Consider the following 21052-nt stretch of genomic DNA (forward strand, 5'->3'; position numbering starts at 1 on the left):
TTAGTTTTAACTTTAACCATTAAAAAAAGCAGGTAAAAGTCATATTTGCCTTTTACCTGCTTTTTGAGCTATATCTTTGATTATCTTAATTACTTAACAATAGTTGCATAATCTTCAATATTTAATGTTTGTTCAAACCCATTAGCACTAGTAATCGTTAAAACAGTATTGTTATTACTAAATTTAACAGTATTTTTGTCAACACCGTTAGCAGTAGCTACTAATTGTACTATTTGATTTGCTTCATCCATGGTTAAGTTTTTCAAATCATTAACTACAATTTTCTTACCATTAAGCGCAGCCTTAGCCTTGCTAATTTTATTTACTTCATCTTTAACACTAGCAACAGTTGCATTAGCACTGTTCACTTGGTTACCGGAAGCAATGGCTGCATCGTAAGCATCTCGTAAAGCCTTACTTGATAATTTGTAGCTATCACTTGTTTTAATAGTCGTGGCTTCAGTTAACGCAGCTTGTAAAGTTTTCTTATCTGCATCAGTCGCCATAACAGTTTCTTCTTTTGCGGCTTCCGCTGTATTAACAGGGATTAATTTATCACCTGCAATGGTACTAATATCACTTGCTTTAAGGTAGCCATTCTTATCACTTTGTAACTTATAGAATAATTCAGCCTTATTTTCACTTTCAATCCAAATATAACGTAATTCATTTACACGGGCTGTATGACCTTTAGCAAAAGTCTTAGTTGATTGCATAACCCCTTTGCTATTATAAACGTTAGCATCCTGACCTAATGTGGCAATTGTCCCGTTTTGTTTATCATCAGGTTTAGCATTAGAAGGCGTTAATTGCTTACCAGTAATGATGCCAACATTATTTTTCTTAATCCAATTATCATCACCAGGATAATTTTTATCATTTACATGATAAAAGAGATTTTTACCAATGTACTGCAACTTATCAACTTGAATCTTTTGACCGCTCTTAACTACTTTGCTTTTTGAGCTACCTTTACCATCATAAAGATATGAATTATGATTTAAGGTAATTACCGTTGGGTCATTTTGATTGTCTGACGGTGTTTTGTCATCATCTTTTTCTGGCTTCTTGTTAATTGGTTTTAATGCAGTACCAGTAGTTGACCCTACATTATTAGCCTTAATGAATTGATTCTTTTGACCACTAATCCGATAATAAAGTTTACCACCAATATAAACTAATTGATCAACTGCAATTACTTGACCCTTGTTGATTTTTTTCTTATTAGTTTTGCCTTTTTCATCATAAATATAGGCATTACTCTTTAATTTAGCTGTGGTAGATGACTGGTCTGTTTTTTCACTTTTTTTAGGATTAACTTTCTTGCCGTCAACATAACCTACATTAGCAGCTTTGACATAAGCATTACCACCAAGGTCATAAAAATCAACATCATTAATTGTCTTTTTAGTATTGTAGTTTAAAGTAACACCCTTAGCTATTACAGTATACTTAGCACTGCCCATGTAGCTCTTAAGCCGTTTACCATTTTTATCATAAACATAAGCATTCCGACTTAATTTAATTGTGCCTCGCTTTGAAGTACTATTCTTTTTTGAACTAGTTTTCTTTGCAGTATCTTTTTTAGAAACAGACTTATTAGTTTTGGTATCAGTTTTATTTGTCTTAGTAGCTGATTTGTTAGCAGCTTGTACTAATGATGCTTGGCTTGCACTCAAGATTGGACTAACGCCAAGAAGCGCAGCAGTTGATACCATCAATAACTTATGACTTAATTTCATTTATCTATTTACCTCACTAAAATTTAATTTACTAATTCTTATTATATACTAAAATGTAATTCTAATAAATCGACTTTAAAATAGCTTACTTTTTCTTAATACTCTACTTACTCTAGGAAATTCAAATTAATTATTTCCAATTTATAAATTAATTTGTGATTTTTTTTTGCATTTTTGTTTCACTAACTGCCGTATAAAGTAAAAAAACAAGTGCTAGAATTGATGCACCATATAAGACAGTATTACTTGCTAACCAACCAAATTTTGCAACTAAAATACCAATCAGTGCTGTAGCTAAAGATTCACCAAAAATATATTGGAAAAAGCCCATAAAGCCAGTAGATGCTCCCACAGCAAATTTAGGGACAACTTCATTGATCATTAATCCGACCAAAGTCAATGGTGCATAAATCAAATTACCCATGATTATTAAAGCGGCTATAATTAAAGTATGATTATTATTAAAAAAATAAATCGTTAAACAAATTAATGTACCAAGCACACAAAAAATTGAAACTAATGCTCGTCGACCCTTTAAAGCATCTGAAATAGCACCCATAATGATTACACCTGGAACAGATGCTAATTCAAAAATACCAATTAACCATTTTGCATTTGCAGGATCAAAACCCTTATTTTGAACTAAATAAGCGGGAATCCAGCTTTGAATACCATACCTAACTAAATAAAGTGACATCGAAGTTAATGTTACTGCCCAGACTAGTTTATTTTTTAAAATATACTTAATAAAAATTTGGCCAACATTCAAGTCAGTTTGATCAGAAGTTGAAATTTGCCCATCATTTAGAATAACTCGATCACCCATATAAGTTGCAATATCTGGGAGCCCAACAACCTTTGGTCGATCTGCTCCTAAAGCTAGGATTAATATACAAAGCGCAAATGAAACAGCTGATGCCGTATAAAAGACAGCTGCAATTGAACCAGAAAACAAAAAAACAACCAGTTGAACAATTGCTACACAAATAAAGGAGCCGGCATTATGGGCTGACGACCAAATCGAATACATTGTGCCACGCATTCGTGGCCCCCACAAAGTTGAATCATTTTTTGGCATGCAGCAGCTCCCATTCCCTGCGTCATTGCCATTATAAACATCAATGCCATCATGATGTATAAGTTGCGGGTCGACCCTAAAAAGATATTTATAAATGCTGATAATAATAAGCCAACCATTAGGTAGCGATTGGCATCACATTTATCAGCTAATACCCCCATAAATAGCTTAGCTACACCATAACCAATTCCAAAACAAGACAAAATCAACCCAACATTAGCAGTTGTAAAGTGATATGCTTTCATAATGTCATTTTGTTCAGCTGTAAAAACTAAGCGAATAATATAGTAACCAATATAACCTATGCAAGTAGCTAACAAGACACCTAATTGATGCCATCTGTAGGTCTTGGCAATTTTTTCTGGTGGTATTTGCTCCTCCTTATCTGGTTGTTTTAAAAGCCAACTAATCATTATCATTCCCCCTTTCATCACTTATGATAGCACTTTCTTATTAAGGACAACATTTATTTTTTAGTAATTAAAAAAGCTCTAGTTTAAACTAGAGCTTTTAGCGTTTATTGCCAATTGGGATCATTAGCTAAAGGAAGCCTGTGCCAATAATTAGGTTTATTTACTTGTTTACCGCGAGCGATTGCCATATCGTATTGACTAACATCTTTAGTTATAGTTGAATCAGCGGCTATAAAAGCATGATCAGCCACATTTACTGGAGCAACCAATGTCGAGCCTGAGCCAATAAAAGATCGGTTACCAACCGTTGTATGATCCTTTTGCACACCATCATAGTTAGCAAAAATTGTCCCGCAACCTACATTGACATCTTTACCCAAAGTAGCATCACCCACATAAGTCAAATGACCAACTTTAGAATTTTGTCCAATTTCAGCATTTTTAACCTCAACAAAATTACCGATATGAACGCCCGCTTCGATAATAGAATTGGTGCGTAGATGTGAGTTAGGACCTATATCACTATGATCGGCCATTTTTGCTCCTTCAATAGTTGACGAAGTAATAGTCACCTTATTACTAATTTGAGAATCAATAATACGCGAACCAGCAGTAATTAAACAATTATTACCGATTACTGTCTTACCTTTAATTACGACATTCCCCTCAATTACGGTGTCACTGCCGATTTTTACATCTGCATCAATATAGGCAGTATCTGGATCAACAAAAGTGACCCCTTCTCGCATATGCTGCTCATTAATTCTTTTTTGCATAATTTTAGTAGCTTGTGCTAAAGCTATGCGGTCATTTACCCCTATGCTTTCACTAAAGTCATGCATTTTATAAGCACCAATACGCTGATTATTATTACGCAAAATTTCTAATACATCAGTTAAGTAGTATTCACCTTGTGCATTATCGTTAGTTACCTGCTTAAGGGCAGTAAAAAGCTGCTTATTATCAAAGCAAAAGACACCTGTATTGATTTCTTTAATTTTCAATTCTTCAGGACTGCCATCTTTTTGTTCTACAATCCGTAAAACATTATCTTGTTCATCCCGAATAATTCGACCATAACCATATGGATTAGGCGCTTGTGCTGTTAAAACAGTAGCAGCATTACCTTTATTTTGATGGTAGTCAAACAACTTTTGTAAAGTCTTACTTGTAAAAAGTGGAGTATCTCCTGTAATTACTAAGGTAGCGCCGTCCTCTTGAGCTAACTGCTTTTCTGCTGTTAAAACTGCATCGCCCGTGCCTAACTGTTTTTTTTGTAAAACAAACTCAGATTTCCCAGCTAAAACAGTTTTTACTTTTTCTGCTCCATTACCAACTACTGTAACTATTTTATCTGGTTTTATTGCTTGAGCTGCTTCAACTACATGTTCGACCATTGATTTTCCACAAACTTGATGCAAAACTTTATATAGCTTTGACTTCATTCGTGTACCCTTACCGGCTGCAAGTACAACTACAAATTTTTTCATTAAATTCAGCCTCTTTTATATTCTTAAGTTATTACCATATTTTAACATATCATTTTATATGCTAAAAGCGGTTAAAGTTAGTATGTCCAAGTAGTGTACCGGGTTCAGCTACAATTATCTTTTGCTTATCATTTACATCTTTTATCCTAATTAAAGATAAGTGTCCCTCAATTACTTTTTCATCATCAAAGTCCGCTTCACATAAAACACAAATTCCAGCAATATTACTATTAAACTCTTTTACTAACTGTCTCATCCCCGTCAAGGTACCACCAGCCATCATAAAATCATCTACTAGTAAAACATTTGAATTTTCTTTTAAAGCTCTAGTGGGAAGTTCCATTTTGGAAACACGATCAAGCGAAGAAGAAATATAATTAACAGAGACAGTAGCTCCTTCAGTTACCTTCGACCGCTTGCGGGCTGTAATAAATGGTACATTCAAATACCGTGCAACTGCTTGAGCTAATGATATTCCCTTAGTCTCGATTGTCATTACCACATCAATATTTGAATAAGCATAACGAGTAGCAATTATTTTCCCAATTTTATCTAAGTCTTGTGGATTACCCAAAATATCTGAAAGATAAACAAAACCACCTGCTAAAATTCGTTCTGAACTTTCAATTCTTTTAGCCAAGTCTTGTAAATATTGGGTAACATTTTTTTTACCCCAAAACGGAATGTACCTTACTCCTCCAGCAGCTCCAGCAACTGTTTCTAAAATACCATCTTGATTATCAGCCAAAGTATGCTTTAAAATAGTTAAATCCTCAGAAATTGATGATTTAGCGGCTCCATAGCGCGTTGCAAAAAAAGGTAATGAAATCAGATTGTGTGGTCGCTCCATTAAATATTTCGTCATATCAACTAGTCTTTCTGAACGTTTCATAAATTATCCTCTCTAATGTTTACTTTTTCTACTATACTCTGAACCACAAAAAAAGGCACTAACATTTTAAAATGTTACTACCAAAAAAATTATTTTTACTTTTTACTGTAACTATTCCGTCACATCATCGAACTTTAAAGTGATGTTTTTGGTTAACAAATCGGTATAACTATATGAGACATGCTCAAAATTATTCTGATCTTGATCTAAGTCAACCACAAAAACTGCTGGAAATGTTTCCCGCAAAATTCCCCGTCTCTTAGTAACCTTCTTCCGACCTGCTCTTGCAACCACAGTTAATGAATCACCCAAATGTGAATCCAATTTTTGCTTAATGGTAATAATTGATGTTGGCACTGATAACAACTCCTTTGGGGGAATTCTACCATGTTATTATTATTTTTTCAATCATTTTTAAAGCTAAACCCGAATATTTTGGTTAATTTTTAATTTGTATGGCTCGGGCTAGGTCGACAAACTGGTCAATTGTCAATTGTTCTGGCCTAGTATGTAGGTCAACACCCAAGTTACTAATCAGTGCTTCCCGTTGGAAGGTATTAGGAATTAAAGTTTTTAAATTATTATTTAATGTTTTGCGTCTTTGGGCAAAACAACATTTGACTACCCAATTAAAATGTTTAATATTACCAACATCTGTTTTTTTAAGCAAAGGCTGCAAAACAACTACACTAGAATCAACCTTAGGTCTTGGAATGAAGGACTTGCTTTTTACCTGTAAGGCAAGGTTTACTTTCATTTGCGTTTGGACAGAGATTGTAAGTGGACCATATTCTTTAGTAGCTGGATGCGCACTAAGCCGCTCGGCTACTTCTTTTTGCATCATTAAAGTTAAACTGGAAAAATTTAACTTTGTATCATTTAAAAAGAAAATAATTGGCGTCGTAATATAATATGGCAAATTTGCCACTACTTTAACTGGTTGAGTTAAATCAAAAAAATCCGCCAAATCAGTAGCAAAATCCGCCTTTAAGATATCCTTAATCATAAGCTTAAAACGCTCTTTTATCGGGACACCATTGATTTTTGCAGGTAATTCATTTTGTAAAATTTCAGGCAAAGTTTCGTCGACTTCATAGGCAAAGACTTTTGCTCCTGCCAATAACAATTGTTCAGTTAATGAACCTATTCCTGGACCAATTTCAATTACTTGATCATTGTACTTAATCTCTGCGGCTTGAACAATTCCTTCGAGAGCATCTAAGTCAACCAAAAAATTTTGGCCTAGATTTTTCTTAGCTCGTAAAAAATAACGATTAATAATGGCTTGGGTTCTTACACTTGAACCAATTGGCATATCACTATTCATTATTAACCTCCTCTACCACTTTCTCAAGTTGAGCACTAGTTACCCCAAAAGTTTGTAACCGTTTATAAAATTGTTGTGCATTCCCGTAACCTATTCGCAATTTAATTCCTACTTTTTCCCGTAATTTACGCGAATTTAAGTCACTAGCTAAACCTAATTTTCGATATATCGCTCTAGTCAAATCACTGCTTTGCATTTTACTTTCATGTAAATCACTCAAAGCTTTAATCAGCGTAGCCTTTGAGGCATGCTCAACTCCTAATGAATTTCCTTTTTTACGTGGTCGCCCTTCTTGACGAGTGATAAATGCTTGCTTCGCGTTTGGCACTACTTCAGTAACCAACCGTCTAATCCGTTCTCCGTTTAAATCAGGATCAGTTAAAACAATTATATCGCGCTTTTTAGCTAATTCTTTTAATTCTACTAAAACGGCATCTGGCACATCGGAACCGTTTGTTTCGATTGTTTCAATTCCCGGGAAAAATTGTTTTAACCTAATTGTGTCATCTTTTCCTTCAACAACAACTACTGCATTAAAATGTTTTTTAGTTAAGCCCATAAATCCTCATTGTATTAGCATAAGTTGCTTGAGCAACTTCTTGTATTGGTATATCTTTCAATTCAGCAATAGCTTGCGCAACATAATAAACGTTACCCGGCTCATTTTGCTTGCCTCTATATGGCTTAGGTGTTAAAAATGGTGCATCCGTTTCAATCAGTAACCGATCTAGTGGGGTATTTTTGACAGATTCATGCACCTGCGTCGCTTTAGTAAAAGATGCCACACCTGAATAGGAGAAGTTAACATTTAAAGCTAAAAACTTTGCTAACCATTTAACGCTACCATTAAAACTATGTAAGACTGCACCATATTCTAGATTACTATGCCGGAGAATTTCGTAACAATCCGCAAAAGCGTCACGCGTATGGATATCAACTGGCATTTTTAATTCATGTGCAACCTCAATTTGTCGAGCAAATACCTCTTTTTGCTTTTCTCGCGGCGTTTCGTCCCAATAATAGTCGAGCCCAATCTCTCCCATCGCTACTACACCAGGAGTTTGCAACTGCTCAATTAATAAGTCTTCAGCCTTTTGATTATAAGTTTTAGCAATATCAGGACAATAGCCAACCATTGCGTAAACTTGATCAAAACGCTGGCTTAAGGCAATTGCTTGTTGGTTAAAAGTAGGGTCTTGCCCAGCACAAATTACTTTGGTTACCCCTAATTTATGTGCACGTTCAAGGTAAAACTCTTCTTTTCCTTGAAAAGGTTTGTCTTGTAAATGGGTGTGATTATCAATTAATTCCATTAACCTAATTCTGCCCCAATTTCATGCTCATCACCAACAATAGCTAATTTTACTTGTCCTGCTTTTTCACTAGATAAAAGCATGCCTTGACTAAGTTTTCCTAGCATCTTACGTGGCTTTAAATTAGTTACTGCCAGTACTTTTTTACCTACTAATTCACTTGCTTCTGGATAATATTTCCTAATTCCACTTAAAATTTGACGTTTGTTTCCTGCACCAAAATCTAATTGGAATTGTAATAACTTATTAGAGCCCTTAACTGGCTCAACTGCTAAAATTTGCCCAACTTGAATTTTAATTTTAGCAAAATCATCAATTGTAATTTCTTTGCTTTGCTCTTTTTCACTGCGGGATTGCTTCTTGGGCTTAGCTTTTGCCATTTCATCTTTAATATATTTAATTTCTTCTTCTGGCTTTAAACGTGGATAAATTGGCTGTGCTTTTGCAGCAACTTTGATATTCCAATCGTAGCCACCAAATGCGAGTTGCTTTTGCGCAGGAATATTCCAATCAAGTCCTAATTGCTTGTATATTTTGCCTGCAGTCCGCGTCATAATCGGCGCGATTAATAATGCAATAATACGTAAACTTTCTGCTAAATTAGCCATTACCCGCGCTAAATCATTCTTTTTGTCTTCTTTATTTAAGATCCAAGGCGCTGTCTCATCAATGTATTTATTAGCACGACTGACTAATTGCCATATGTCATCAATTGCTTGCGTAAAGTGAAGCGTGTCCATTTCCTGTTGATAACTATTAATCACTTTATGCGCAGTTTCAGCTAAATTTTTGCCTAATTCATCTTGTTCACTAACTGGCTTAACAAGACCCATTTGATACTGATTAATCATCGAAACGGTCCGATTTAGCAAGTTACCTAAATCATTGGCTAAATCATAGTTAACTCGTTCAACAAAGTCTTCCGGTGTAAAAATACCGTCAGAACCAAATGGTAATGCTCGCATTAAGTAGTAACGTAAAGCATCTACACCATAACGGCTGGTAATTGACTCCGGATAAACGGCATTACCCTTTGATTTAGACATCTTACCATCCTTCATTAATACCCAACCATGACCAATAATATGTTTAGGTAGCGGTAAATCAAGAGCCATTAACATAATTGGCCAATAAATTGTATGAAAACGAACAATTTCCTTACCAACCAAGTGAACATCAGCTGGCCAATATTTTTTAAACAAAGAGTCGTCGGCGGAGCCATAACCCAAGGCGGTAATATAGTTTGATAAAGCATCAATCCAGACATAAACAACATGCTTAGGATCACTTGGTACCGGAATTCCCCAAGAAACTGTGGTTCTAGTAACCGACAAATCCTCTAGCCCCGGCTTAATAAAATTATTGACCATTTCCTTTTCGCGCGAATTAGGCAGAATAAATTCAGGATGATCTTGATAGTAGCGGTAAAGTCGATCAGCATACTTGCTCATTTTGAAAAAATAGGATGGTTCCTTAACCAGTTGAACTTCATGACCGGATGGCGCCTTGCCACCAATTACCTTGCCCGCAGCATCACGATAAACTTCAGCTAATTGTGACTCAGTAAAATATTCTTCATCTTCAACTGAATACCAGCCAGTATATTCACCAAGATAAATATCACCTTGTTTTAACAAACGTTCAAATATTTTTTGAACGCCTTTAACATGTTGCTCATCAGTGGTGCGAATAAACTTATCATAAGAAATATCCAGGCTTTTCCATAATTTTTTGTAATCTGCTGCCATACTATCAACAAACTCTTGTGGCTTGATTCCTTGCTTTTCAGCTTTTTGCTCAATCTTTAGCCCGTGCTCATCAGTTCCAGTTAAAAAGAAAGTATCATAACCCTGACTACGCTTGTATCGGGCCATAACATCAGCAGCAATAGTAGTGTAAGCATTACCAATGGTCAGGCGGCCAGATGGATAATAGATTGGGGTCGTAATGTAAAAAGTTTTTTTATCAGCCATTTTCATTTTTCTCCTTAAGATTCGTATAATTCATTATATTATATAATACTACACCAACAAAAAAGAGAATTCCTCCTGGAATTCCCTTTTTAACCTTTAGCCATATTTTCTAAATTAGAAATTTTTCATCTTTTAAGTAAAAATGCTTTACCAAAGTCGTCAGTAAGATATAAAGGATTAAAATTCCTAAAATAATCCACATAAAGCTTAATGGCATCTTACCAAAACCAAGCTTATTTGCAAAAGAGGAAAATGGAATTAACGTTCCGATAATCCCAGCACCGAAAGTAGACAAGACAACAGTGGTTGTAGCATGTTGCTTAATAAACGGCAAGCGCCGGTCACGCAAGGCATGAATAACCATTTCTTGCGTCCACAGTGATTCAATAAACCACCCCGTATGGAATAAGGCTATAAAAGCTATTTTTTGACTAGGGCTAATTGCATTAAAGCTACCACCAACTAAATACGGACAAATTATAAAGTATAATAAGCCAAAAGTTAGAATATCAAAAACTGAAGAAGTTGGACCAAAGTAAAACATAAATTTTGGTAATTTCTTAGTCGACCAAATTCGTGGCTCTTTGAGATAATCATCAGACATTTCATCAAATGGTAATGATAAACAGCTAGTTCCATATAATAAATCTAAAACCAATAATTGCAAGGGCAGCATTGGTAAAAATGGTAAAAATGAGGATGCAACTAGAATCGATAAAATATTACCAAAGTTTGAAGATAGGGTAATCTTAATGTATTTAGTCGTATTACCAAAGACTTTACGTCCAATTCTAACACCTGTTTCTAAGACGTTCATATCCTTATGTAGCAAAATAATATCGGCTGATTCTTTCGCAATATCTACAGCTGTATCTACTGAAATCGAAACATCTGCCGCTTTCATTGCTGGTGCATCATTAATACCGTCACCCATGTAGCCTACTGTATGACCATTTTGTTTCAACAAGTTGATAATCTTAGTTTTGTCTTCTGGTGATAACTTCACAAAAATATTACATTCTTCTACCATCTTTGCCAATTCATCCGGTTTTTTCCCTTCTAAATCAGCCCCAGAGTAAACCGTATCTACATTTAAACCTACTTGTAGACCAATTGTTCGCGTAACTGCTTCATTATCGCCAGTTAAAATTTTAACTGTAATGCCGTCTTCTTTAAGCTTTGCCAAAGCCGCTTTGGCACTTTCCTTTGGGGGATCAAGAAAGGCTAAGAAGCCACATAATATCAGGTCTTCTTCATCTTTAACAGAAAATTCTCCCACAGGAGCTGGATTACGCTTATAACCCAACATGATGACCCGCAATCCATCGCTATTCATTTCGTTAACTTTTTCCATTACTTTTTGTTTACGTTCTGGCGTTAACGGTAAAATTTGCCCATCGACTTCAATTTTAGTGGCAACAGCCATCATCTCTTCAGAAGCGCCTTTAGTTACTAGCAAGTGTTCGCCATGTTCAAGATCAGCATTTTCAACGACTACACTCATTCTTCTTCTAGAAAAATCAAACGGAATTTCATCAATCTTATTATAATCACGTTGAATTTCATTAATATCTAATTCATCACCAGCTGCCTCAATGATTGCTTTATCAATCAAATTTTTCATTCCAGTCTGGTAATATGAGTTAAGATACCCTAATTCTAAAATATGGGGATTTTCATGTAAATTTAGATCATAGTGCCGTTCTAAAACCACTTTATCTTGAGTCAAAGTTCCTGTTTTATCAGTACACAAAATATCGGCTGAGCCAAAATTTTGAATCGAATTCATCTTTTTAACAATTGTGCCCTTTTTTGACATTTCAATTGAACCTTTGACTAAATTAGTTGTCACAATTACAGGCAGCATTTCTGGCGTCAACCCAACTGCAGTTGCAATTGAAAAAATTAAGGCATTAACCCAATCTCCCTTAGTTAAACCATTAATAATAAAAACCAATGGGGCAATAATAACCGTCATAATTATTAATAGCTTAGACACATTTTTAATTCCCACATCAAATGCAGTGTTTTTTACATCTTGATTTGAAATATCATGTGCCAGCTTGCCGAACATTGTCCGCTCACCTGTAGCAAATACAACACCAAGTCCAGATCCAGAAACAATCGTTGTCCCTTCATAAAGAATATTTGGGTAATCTAAATAATCACGATCTACACCAATTTTAGGTTTCTTGGTTGCAATCTTTTCAACTGGATTCGATTCTCCGTTTAATGAACTCGATGAGCAAAATAAATCTTTACTCGTTAAAAGACGCATATCAGCTGGAACCATATCACCAGCTGCAAGCCGAATTATATCGCCAACTACCACTTCACTAGTATCAATTTCTTGATCCTTACCGTCTCTAATAATGTCAGTTGTAATTGAAACCATCTTTAAGAGTGAATCAACAGCATTTGATGATCTGATATTCTGAATGAAATTAGTTATCCCTGAAATAAAGACCATCGTTAACATAATTATTACCGTTGTTAAATCTTTTTCACCGGCTGGAACAAAAATATAATCGGTACATAATGATAAAAATGCTAAAACAATTAATACTAAACTAAAAGGAGTAATAAAAGCTTCTGTCAAAAAATGCAATTTAGAATTATGTTTGTTAGACGTAATTGTATTTGCACCATATTCTTCTCTATTGCGAACAGCTTGTTCACTTGTTAACCCATCACTGCTAGTATGTAGTCGTGCTAGTGTCTCAGTTCTACTTTCCTTAGCAATACTTTTAACCAGCTCTAAATCTTGGTTAGTAGCTGATTCATTGGCTTTTTTTAACATTATTCTCACTCCTTCTTTTCCAAAATTCAAACAAACTAAAAGGGAGCCCTAATCTGCTTTATCCGCTAGGCGCTCCCTCCTTTTAAACAAGGTATTATCAAGTACTCGTCGTTCAGTTTTAACACTACGTGACGTAAGCCTTAAGCTAGCTATCTGGTTAGCGCCTTAAATCGACGATAACTATTTGACTCATTGGCATCTCTGGATGTTTCTGAGCGATAGCATATGTTCACGTAGGAGTCTCACCTAACAGTTTATTTGTTTTATTTAATTAGCAAGTCGATAGTAACACACACGCTTAAGGTGGTCAATCCTTTTACTTATTTTTTATATGTAAATTACTTTTGAAAAAATACGCTAGACCAGCAATTACAATAACTAAAGCCATAGCAATCGGCAAAGCCAATCGATGCGGATGAATGACTTGCGCCCGTTCCTTACTAGTTAAATCATATTTATCAAGGGCATATTGGTAGCGTTGATCAATGGTCGTTGCACAAGCGCGAAAAACAAATCTCAAGCCCTTGTTAAATTCTTTTTTGTCCTTGCTAAGTAATGCGGTAGACTGTGATCGAATAATATTTCCCCGCACATCTGCTGTAAAAGCACCATGCAAATCCTTACTAGAATAAATTTGGACATTCCGCTTTTCTTTTTTGACCCCTACAACGATAAAGACAGTTTTTTTAGCCTTAGCTAAACGATGTGGCGTCAAATCATTTATTCGTTGAACCGTTTGCACCACAATCTGAGGTTGCTCACTAGTTTGTAAATACCGCCCATTTTTAGCAACAATTAAATGGCTAGTTTCTTTATCTAACAGGTGACATTCATCCTTAATATTAGGATTAGAAAATGCGGTCATCGTTAAAAATAGACTAACTAATACAACTATAGAACTTAATTTAGTTTTCAACATCTTCAAGCTTATGTGCCAGCTGTTCAACATAGTTGCGATTAATTTTAATTTGCTCATAAGGAACCTCACAATCTTTAAAAAGCGCTATTGCCAAGGGATTATCATGATAATCAAAGTAATAATTTATCTTTTTAATACCCGCTTGAACTAAAGCCTTAGCACAATTATAACAAGGAAAATGTGTAACATAAATTTCCGTATGATCTGTTGAAACACCGTTGCGCGCACACTGAATCAATGAATTCATTTCTGAATGAATTGTTCGCACACAATGATTAGCAACAATTTGATGCCCAATATCATCGCAATGTGGCTCATTGGTAACTGACCCATTATAACCAGTTCCAATAATTCTATTATCTTTTACCAAAACACTGCCTACTAAGGCACGATCACAAGTAGAACGCTGCGCAATTACTAAAGCTTGCATCATAAAGTATTGTTTCCAAGGAATCCGATCACGCATTTTTTACCTCTTAAAGTAGTTTAAGCCAATTGCATCACGTACTTCAGACAATGTTTGATTTGCGACAATATTAGCTTGTTTAGAGCCTGCTTCGAGCATCTCATAAACCTCATCAATCTTTTCTTCATATTGGAGCCGACGTTCACGGATTGGTGCTAATTCCTGCTCTAATACTTTGTTTAAATATCGTTTTATTTTGACATCGCCTAATCCACCCTTTTGATAATCTTCCTTCAATTCTGCCACTTTGGCTGTATCAGAATCAAAAATATCAAGATAAGTAAAGACGATATTACCCTCAATCTTACCAGGGTCTTGTACATGAACATGCCCAGGATCAGTATACATCGACATAACTTTCTTTTGGACAGTTGCTGCATCATCTGAAAGATAAATTGCATTGCCCAAAGATTTTGACATCTTAGCATTTCCATCAAGCCCAGGCAATCTTCCCTGTCCTTTAATCGAAAAGTAACCCTTTGGTTCCACCAAAATATCACAATTATATATACGGTTAAAAGTTCGAACAATTTCTCTTGTCTGTTCCAACATTGGTTTTTGGTCGTCACCTACTGGTATAGTTGTGGCCTTAAAAGCCGTAATATCAGCAGCTTGTGAAACAGGATAATTCAAAAAACCTACTGGAATTGAATCATTAAACCCTTTTTGCTTAATTTCTGCCTTAACAGTAGGGTTTCGTTCCAAGCGACTAACTGTAACCAAGTCCATGTAATAGGCTGTTAATTCAAATAAGGCGGGAATTTGTGATTGAACAAAAATGGTTGATTTATCTGGGTTTATACCGACAGCCAAATAATCAAGCGCAACTTGAATTAAACTATTACGAACCTTTTCTGGATTACGTGCATTATCCGTAAGTGCTTGAGTATCGGCAATCATAATATATGGCTGATATTCACCAGAATCTTGTAATTTAACTCGATTTCTTAATGAACCAATATAATGTCCAACGTGTAATTTACCAGTTGGACGATCACCCGTAAGTAGTATTTTATTTTTCATTAGTATCCTCCTTGCCTAAAGTTGAAAAAAATTTTAAAATCTTTTTAATGCAGTAATTACAACTAATTCTACCAAAAATCAAGCCATGATAAAATACAGAGGATCAAATGTGTCATCAATTCCAAATACCAAGCTTAGCTGAAATCAAAAAATACTTAATTACCGATTTAAAATTACCATTAATAGAACCAGATTCGAATCTACCGCAAAATTCTAATATTTTTCCCAAAAACAAGGCCCCTGTACTCTTATATCAAAATAATCAGTTACTTTTAATTCCTAAAACTTGGGGCTATCCCAAGCCAATGAAACAAAATCAAGTTATTTTCAATGCTCGGATAGAGCGTTTCTTCAATCAACGTCCATCTATGTGGGATTCATCTTTTGCACGTAGACGATGCATCATTGTTACAAACTGCTTTTTTGAAACAGCACAGGAAACTTATATTACTAAATACGGTAAACAAGCACATGAACAATATAGTTTTCATAATTCTAACGAGCCCCTGACTTTAATTGCTGGTATTTACCAAAACGATTATTTTTCAATGGTTACTACCACCGCTAATCAAATAATGCAACCAATCCATGATCGGATGCCATTAGTTATTGAGCCAGATGAACTACGCCAGTGGTTATTTCAAAATTTTTCCGCACTAATTACGCGTGACGTAAATCTAGTTGCCACCAAAATGGTCCATTAACCATAAATTTTACCGAAAGTTGGTTTTTCTAAAAAACTATGGTAAAATATAGAAGAAATGCGGGTATAGTTTAATGGTAGAATGTTAGCTTCCCAAGCTGAAGATGCGGGTTCGATTCACGCTATCCGCTTAATACTATATAAAAAACGTAGGTCAATCCTAAGGGTTTAACCTACGTTTTTTATGTAATTTAATTCTTATAATTGGCCCCAAAACAGACCAAGCAATTTAGTTATCTTAAAATACATTGGTTCATAAATTTACGTCATAATTAAAAGTAAAACACCATTTAAAACAGATAAATAAATCGGCATCCATAAAGTTTGTGTATACAAATAAGACCAAGCAAAAATAGCGCCAAAAAAGAAATTAACTAATAATAATGTTGCTGAATTTTGCCAATTAAGCAAACTAAATAAAATTCCAGATGTAATAATCCCCCAAATAGCGGTAGGTACATTATCACGCCTAAAAGCATAGTTAAACAAAAAGCCAGTAATTAAAAACTCTTGTAATATCGGTAAAACTATTCCTAACGCAATCACAAAGAACCAATAATTTGCCACCCCTTCATGGTGCAAATATGTTGTTTGCAGACCGTACAACTGCAAGTGATTATACGATTGCAGCCAAGAAATACTGATTCTGAATACAGTAATTAGCAGGGTCATGCCAATAATAAGCGCAAAATTACTAATCCATGAACCGGCTAATCCCGGAGCAAAAAAGCGTTGCTCGCGATTAAAGCGATAAATAAAAAATAACAGAACCATTAAGGAAATTGTTGCAAATAAGATAAAATTCCAAACATGAATTGGCAGATTTTCAATAACTAGCTTGATTACGCCAGCTGTCATTAAATAGCCAATAAAATAAACAATATAGCGTATTAGGTTACCTTCTCTTGATGCTGGTGTATTCACAAAACTACCTCTATCTAACTAATTGTATACTCTCCAAAATCCATATTATAGCAAAAAAAAGTAATTTTATGAAATGACCATTAACTTTTCTTAAATAGCCAGCTTTTTCGACCATCCATTTCGATAAGATTTCTAATCCCTTCCTAGAAACTTAATATCTAAATTCAGATATGACACAACTAATTCCTAATAGGACACTATATTACTAACATTAAGTACGACTAAATAGGGTGTCTTTAATCGATTGCTTTAATTGTTACTTGATAGTTTCCCGCAGGAGCTATTACCTCTACAGTCGTATTTACAGTTTTTTTCATAATTGCTTGTCCCAATGGTGAATCAAAGGCAAGCTTACCCTTAGTGACATCGGCTTCCATCCGACCAACAATTTGGTATGTCTCAGTTTCTTTTTCTTGACCAATCTCAAGTGTGACTATTTTGCCTAAATCAACTTTACCATCAGTAGTTTTTTTAATAATTTCAGCATAATTCAACTGCTTATTTAAATAACGTAATCTACTTTGCAAATGTCCTAACTCGCGCTTAGCTTCAGTATATTCGGTATTTTCTGATAAATCACCTAATGCTCGAGCTGCCTGCAAAATTTTAATTCGTCTTGGACGCTCTTTTTTTAAACGAGCAATTTCCATCTCAATTTTTCGATAGCCTTCTGGGGTCATCTTCTGATAATAAGTCAAAACTTCTTCTCCTCATTTTTAATAATCCACAAGCTATAATCCTTATAATAAAAGGATAGCTATCACATAATTAGCACTAAAAAAATAAGAGTGCTAATTATTTTTATTTTTAAGAGCTGAATACTATAATAATAATTGTACAGAGGAATTGAAAGTCTTCTGTAATAAATTAATTTAATTTTGAAAGGAAGTTTTTACTATGACAAATGAAATGATAAATCGTCACAATGACTTTTTCGATGCAATGAATGATTGGTTTGATCTTCCGAGAAAATTTTTTGATGAGACTGAAATAACAAAATTAATGCAGTCTGATGTAGCTGAAAATGATCATGATTATGTAATTAATATTGATATGCCAGGTATGAATAAAGATGATATTAGCTTAAACTACAATAATGGTATTTTAAGTGTTGCTGGGTCGAGGAAAGCATTTAAGGATGTTTCCCACAATAGTAGTATTATTCACCGTGAAAGAAGTATTGGTCACATTTCTAGAAGCTTTAGATTGCCAAATGTCGCTGCTAATGAAATTAGTGCCAAATATGAAAATGGTGTTTTAACCGTCGTCTTACCAAAGCAAAGTACAGATAAAAATGATAATTCAATAAAAATTGACTAACTTAAATAACACAATTCTGACAAAACTATCAACCCTATAATTCCTAAAAACGAGTTCACTTATTGAACTCGTTTTTCTTTTAGATTAAAATATGAAGTGATTTAAAATTAAATTAAAAGGAGATTCACCTATGGGATACAAACTTACCTTACAAGAATTAGAAAAATTTTCAGCTGATTTTAATAAAAGCCCGCAAAATCAGGTTGTTGCTAGAGCTGCACAAAAAAGTGGTGTCTTGGCTGCTGCTTATAATGATCGGGTGCAAAATGAACTAACCCGCGTTTTTTCAACAGAATTAGCTACTGATAATGTAACCAATCAACGTCAATCTGGTCGCTGCTGGGAATTTGCGACGCTAAATATTTTACGTCATAATTTTGGGCAAAAGTATCATTGTAAAAACTTTACTTTTTCCCAAAGTTATAACTTTTTCTGGGACAAAATTGAACGAACTAATAATTTCTATAACTATATTATTGCAACAGCTAGTGAGCCACTCAATTCTCGTATTGTTAAAACCCATCTAAATAATGCTGGTGAAGATGGCGGGCATTTTCAAATGGCAACAGCCTTAATTGAAAAGTATGGTGTTGTACCTTCATATGCGATGCCAGAAAGCTTTAATGCAAATAATACAGCGGGCTTTGGCAAAGTCTTAGGCGATAAGCTTAAAAAAGACGCACTGGTTCTCCGCAAATTAAAACAAGCAGGAGAAGATGAAAAAATCAAACTCGTTCGTGAACAATTCCTAAGTGAGGTTTATCGAATGACAGCTATTGCTGTAGGAGAGCCACCTAAGAAGTTTGATTTAGAATATCGTGATGATGACAAAAATTATCACTTAGACAAAGAATTAACCCCACTAGAATTTCTACATAAATATATGGGCGATGTTGACTTTAACGATTATGTACTTCTAGCTAACGCTCCCGACCATGAATACAATAAACTTTATAGTTTGCCTGATGCCAATAACATTGATGGCACTTGTCACATTCAATGGCTCAATGTTCCCATTGAATACTTAGAACGTGCTAGTGTTAACCAGTTAAAAGATGGCGAAGCTGTTTGGTTTGGCAATGATGTTGGTGAGCAAAGTGATCGGCAAAAAGGCTATTTAGACAGCAACTTATATCAATTAAGTGACCTATTTGGGGTTGATTTAAAAATGTCAAAAGCTGATCGCTTGCGAACTGGTGCCGGCTACTTTAGTCATGCCATGGCTCTTGTTGGCGTCGACGAAGATCAGGGTCACATTCGCCAGTGGAAAGTAGAAAATTCCTGGGGTGAAAAAAATGGTGACAAGGGCTTTTTTGTAATGAACAATGAATGGTTTAAAGAATACGTTTATGAAGTTGCTGTTCATAAGAAGTATCTAACTTCTGAACAAATCACCTTAGCCGAAGGCTCTGCAACTGAATTACCAGCTTGGGATTCATTGGCTTAAGCCGGCGAGGATTCTAGTACAGATTGCTTCTAAAAAATTAGCCAGTTTTATAAATAAAAAGACTAACTCAGTATTTTATTGAGTTAGTCTTTTTGGTTGACTCCTAACTACTTGCTTACATTTTGCTTTTTCATCCTTGTATCTAGGTAGACTACTCTTCTAATTAACTATCTTCTCATTTTTGTACTAAATGATATAAATCGCTATAAGTAAGTATATATACTCACTTTATTTATAATAAGCAAAAAAACAGCTCTAAACTGGAACTGTTTTATAGTTTTACTTAGTCTGCATCATTAATTCATCAAACTTTTTAAAGAAGAAGTCCTTATCAGCTTTGGTTACTAAAGTAATCTCCCGCCCGTTTTCATCATCTTCCAAGCGACCCGCGGCATCACCCACGGTACGTACTTTAACTGTTCGCTTTTCCGAAGCTATAACCACTTCTGGATATAAAGCATTAATTGTCGTCAATACATCCCAAAAATAAAGTTGGGCACTTTGAATTGGAGGATTTACTAATAAGCTATATGCTTGACCTACTAAATCAACTACCGGATATTTTCTCAAACTTGCCCAGTGCATCTTAAGTCGATTGGTTAGTGGTAGTTCTTCACTACTCTCTAGTCCGATGACTTGCATTGGAATCTCAGATTGAAAGACTCGATCAACCGCAAATGGATCCCAAAAAGCATTCCATTCTTGTGTTCCATCAGCATTTACTTGTACCACATTTCCATGACCATCAAGTGAACCACCCATCCAAAATAAACGATCAATTTTTGTTTCAATTTTGGGATCAACTTCTAAAGCACGAGCTAAGTCAGTTAAAGGACCTGTCATAACTAAAGTAACTGGCTTAGCTGCCTTTCTTAGTTTATCAATCATATCTAAATGCGCTGGCTCAGCCGCTTCACCAGTTGTTATTTTTCCAGACTCATTTAGTAATGGTAGTGAATTAAAGGAATAAGATGCCGTACGCCACGCTTCTGGAAACTGGTTAACTGCCCGCGAATTCGACTTAGCAATCGCTAGCTTATCACCACGCAAATTAAATTGATCCGTCATTTTTCGACAAACTTCTACTGATGGCTCAAGATAACCATCGGCGTCAATTGCACTAACACCAAGTAGCTTAATCTCTGGTGCTTGTAATAGCAACAAATATGACACTAAGTCGTCAATATTGCCATCATGATTAAAATAAATTTCTTTCATTTTT

Annotated in this window: 18 protein-coding genes, 1 tRNA gene, 1 pseudogene and 1 riboswitch; of the genes and pseudogenes, 4 read left to right on the forward strand and 16 right to left on the reverse strand. The window is 35.0% G+C overall.

Going from position 1 to position 21052, the window contains the following annotated elements; translation table 11 throughout:
* Positions 1-89: 89 nt before the first annotated feature.
* The 13 genes and pseudogenes from F5ESL0230_RS07160 to trpS form a co-directional block, all read right to left on the reverse strand.
* The gene (locus F5ESL0230_RS07160) at positions 90-1742 is read right to left on the reverse strand and encodes an SLAP domain-containing protein (protein ID WP_122022187.1); all 1653 of its coding nucleotides are present in this window, start codon (positions 1740-1742) and stop codon (positions 90-92) included.
* Between the two features lie 148 nt (positions 1743-1890).
* Positions 1891-3233, reverse strand: a pseudogene (locus F5ESL0230_RS07165) (MFS transporter).
* 104 nt (positions 3234-3337) lie between these two features.
* Positions 3338-4723: a bifunctional UDP-N-acetylglucosamine diphosphorylase/glucosamine-1-phosphate N-acetyltransferase GlmU gene (glmU, locus tag F5ESL0230_RS07170; RefSeq protein ID WP_122022188.1), complete on the reverse strand. Its 1386-nt coding sequence runs from the start codon at positions 4721-4723 to the stop codon at positions 3338-3340.
* Between the two features lie 61 nt (positions 4724-4784).
* On the reverse strand, positions 4785-5615 hold the full coding sequence (gene purR, locus F5ESL0230_RS07175; protein ID WP_090092441.1) for a pur operon repressor: 831 nt from the start codon (positions 5613-5615) through the stop codon (positions 4785-4787).
* Positions 5616-5726: 111 nt separating this feature from the next.
* Positions 5727-5972, reverse strand: a complete 246-nt coding sequence (locus F5ESL0230_RS07180; RefSeq protein ID WP_090092443.1) for a Veg family protein — start codon at positions 5970-5972, stop codon at positions 5727-5729.
* A gap of 82 nt (positions 5973-6054) precedes the next feature.
* Entirely contained in the window at positions 6055-6942 is an 888-nt protein-coding gene (gene rsmA / locus F5ESL0230_RS07185; RefSeq protein ID WP_122022189.1) for a 16S rRNA (adenine(1518)-N(6)/adenine(1519)-N(6))-dimethyltransferase RsmA, read from the reverse strand.
* Positions 6935-7501, reverse strand: a complete 567-nt coding sequence (gene rnmV / locus F5ESL0230_RS07190) for a ribonuclease M5 (RefSeq protein ID WP_122022190.1) — start codon at positions 7499-7501, stop codon at positions 6935-6937. Before rnmV ends, rsmA begins: the two co-directional genes overlap by 8 nt.
* Entirely contained in the window at positions 7488-8255 is a 768-nt protein-coding gene (locus F5ESL0230_RS07195; RefSeq protein WP_122022191.1) for a TatD family hydrolase, read from the reverse strand. Before F5ESL0230_RS07195 ends, rnmV begins: the two co-directional genes overlap by 14 nt.
* The gene (metG, locus tag F5ESL0230_RS07200; RefSeq protein ID WP_122022192.1) at positions 8255-10228 is read right to left on the reverse strand and encodes a methionine--tRNA ligase; all 1974 of its coding nucleotides are present in this window, start codon (positions 10226-10228) and stop codon (positions 8255-8257) included. Before metG ends, F5ESL0230_RS07195 begins: the two co-directional genes overlap by 1 nt.
* 109 nt (positions 10229-10337) lie before the next feature.
* Positions 10338-13028: a magnesium-translocating P-type ATPase gene (gene mgtA, locus F5ESL0230_RS07205; RefSeq protein WP_122022193.1), complete on the reverse strand. Its 2691-nt coding sequence runs from the start codon at positions 13026-13028 to the stop codon at positions 10338-10340.
* 96 nt (positions 13029-13124) lie between these two features.
* A riboswitch (M-box (ykoK) riboswitch) is annotated at positions 13125-13289 on the reverse strand.
* Positions 13290-13344: 55 nt separating this feature from the next.
* Positions 13345-13947, reverse strand: a complete 603-nt coding sequence (locus F5ESL0230_RS07210) for a TPM domain-containing protein (protein WP_122022194.1) — start codon at positions 13945-13947, stop codon at positions 13345-13347.
* Positions 13934-14413: a deaminase gene (locus F5ESL0230_RS07215; RefSeq protein ID WP_122022195.1), complete on the reverse strand. Its 480-nt coding sequence runs from the start codon at positions 14411-14413 to the stop codon at positions 13934-13936. The genes F5ESL0230_RS07210 and F5ESL0230_RS07215 overlap by 14 nt, the downstream gene beginning before the upstream one ends.
* Before the next feature lie 3 nt (positions 14414-14416).
* The gene (gene trpS, locus F5ESL0230_RS07220; RefSeq protein ID WP_122022196.1) at positions 14417-15436 is read right to left on the reverse strand and encodes a tryptophan--tRNA ligase; all 1020 of its coding nucleotides are present in this window, start codon (positions 15434-15436) and stop codon (positions 14417-14419) included.
* 107 nt (positions 15437-15543) lie between these two features.
* On the opposite strand from trpS, the gene F5ESL0230_RS07225 reads away from it, so the two are divergent.
* Positions 15544-16140 (forward strand): SOS response-associated peptidase family protein, encoded by a 597-nt coding sequence (locus F5ESL0230_RS07225; protein ID WP_122022197.1) that lies wholly within the window; start codon positions 15544-15546, stop codon positions 16138-16140.
* 59 nt (positions 16141-16199) lie between these two features.
* Positions 16200-16270: transfer RNA gene (locus tag F5ESL0230_RS07230), tRNA-Gly, on the forward strand.
* A gap of 130 nt (positions 16271-16400) precedes the next feature.
* Here the strand turns inward: F5ESL0230_RS07230 and F5ESL0230_RS07235 are convergent.
* Positions 16401-17063, reverse strand: coding sequence for a CPBP family intramembrane glutamic endopeptidase (locus F5ESL0230_RS07235; protein WP_122022198.1), 663 nt, complete (start codon positions 17061-17063; stop codon positions 16401-16403).
* A 236-nt stretch (positions 17064-17299) separates the two neighbouring features.
* Entirely contained in the window at positions 17300-17761 is a 462-nt protein-coding gene (gene greA, locus F5ESL0230_RS07240) for a transcription elongation factor GreA (RefSeq protein ID WP_122022199.1), read from the reverse strand.
* Between the two features lie 199 nt (positions 17762-17960).
* Here greA and F5ESL0230_RS07245 point away from each other — a divergent pair, with 199 nt between their 5' ends.
* Together F5ESL0230_RS07245 and F5ESL0230_RS07250 are read left to right on the forward strand one after the other, a co-directional pair.
* Complete coding sequence (locus F5ESL0230_RS07245) at positions 17961-18383, forward strand: Hsp20/alpha crystallin family protein (RefSeq protein ID WP_122022200.1); 423 nt, start codon at positions 17961-17963, stop codon at positions 18381-18383.
* Between the two features lie 130 nt (positions 18384-18513).
* Positions 18514-19830, forward strand: coding sequence for a C1 family peptidase (locus tag F5ESL0230_RS07250; RefSeq protein ID WP_122022201.1), 1317 nt, complete (start codon positions 18514-18516; stop codon positions 19828-19830).
* A gap of 279 nt (positions 19831-20109) precedes the next feature.
* Here the strand turns inward: F5ESL0230_RS07250 and F5ESL0230_RS07255 are convergent, their stop codons facing one another.
* Entirely contained in the window at positions 20110-21048 is a 939-nt protein-coding gene (locus tag F5ESL0230_RS07255; RefSeq protein ID WP_122022202.1) for a nucleoside hydrolase, read from the reverse strand.
* Positions 21049-21052 lie beyond the last annotated feature (4 nt).

The sequence above is a fragment of the Lactobacillus sp. ESL0230 genome (assembly GCF_003692805.1).
Taxonomy (GTDB): domain Bacteria; phylum Bacillota; class Bacilli; order Lactobacillales; family Lactobacillaceae; genus Lactobacillus; species Lactobacillus bombicola.

Excerpts from the sequence above, each read along its gene's own strand:
- F5ESL0230_RS07160 (WP_122022187.1), bottom strand. The coding sequence starts at position 1,742 with ATGAAATTAAGTCATAAGTTATTGATGGTATCAACTGCTGCGCTTCTT.
- glmU (WP_122022188.1), bottom strand. The coding sequence starts at position 4,723 with ATGAAAAAATTTGTAGTTGTACTTGCAGCCGGTAAGGGTACACGAATG.
- purR (WP_090092441.1), bottom strand. The coding sequence starts at position 5,615 with ATGAAACGTTCAGAAAGACTAGTTGATATGACGAAATATTTAATGGAG.
- rsmA (WP_122022189.1), bottom strand. The coding sequence starts at position 6,942 with ATGAATAGTGATATGCCAATTGGTTCAAGTGTAAGAACCCAAGCCATT.
- rnmV (WP_122022190.1), bottom strand. The coding sequence starts at position 7,501 with ATGGGCTTAACTAAAAAACATTTTAATGCAGTAGTTGTTGTTGAAGGA.
- F5ESL0230_RS07195 (WP_122022191.1), bottom strand. The coding sequence starts at position 8,255 with ATGGAATTAATTGATAATCACACCCATTTACAAGACAAACCTTTTCAA.
- metG (WP_122022192.1), bottom strand. The coding sequence starts at position 10,228 with ATGGCTGATAAAAAAACTTTTTACATTACGACCCCAATCTATTATCCA.
- mgtA (WP_122022193.1), bottom strand. The coding sequence starts at position 13,028 with ATGTTAAAAAAAGCCAATGAATCAGCTACTAACCAAGATTTAGAGCTG.
- F5ESL0230_RS07210 (WP_122022194.1), bottom strand. The coding sequence starts at position 13,947 with ATGTTGAAAACTAAATTAAGTTCTATAGTTGTATTAGTTAGTCTATTT.
- F5ESL0230_RS07215 (WP_122022195.1), bottom strand. The coding sequence starts at position 14,413 with ATGCGTGATCGGATTCCTTGGAAACAATACTTTATGATGCAAGCTTTA.
- trpS (WP_122022196.1), bottom strand. The coding sequence starts at position 15,436 with ATGAAAAATAAAATACTACTTACGGGTGATCGTCCAACTGGTAAATTA.
- F5ESL0230_RS07225 (WP_122022197.1), top strand. The coding sequence starts at position 15,544 with ATGTGTCATCAATTCCAAATACCAAGCTTAGCTGAAATCAAAAAATAC.
- F5ESL0230_RS07245 (WP_122022200.1), top strand. The coding sequence starts at position 17,961 with ATGACAAATGAAATGATAAATCGTCACAATGACTTTTTCGATGCAATG.
- F5ESL0230_RS07250 (WP_122022201.1), top strand. The coding sequence starts at position 18,514 with ATGGGATACAAACTTACCTTACAAGAATTAGAAAAATTTTCAGCTGAT.
- F5ESL0230_RS07255 (WP_122022202.1), bottom strand. The coding sequence starts at position 21,048 with ATGAAAGAAATTTATTTTAATCATGATGGCAATATTGACGACTTAGTG.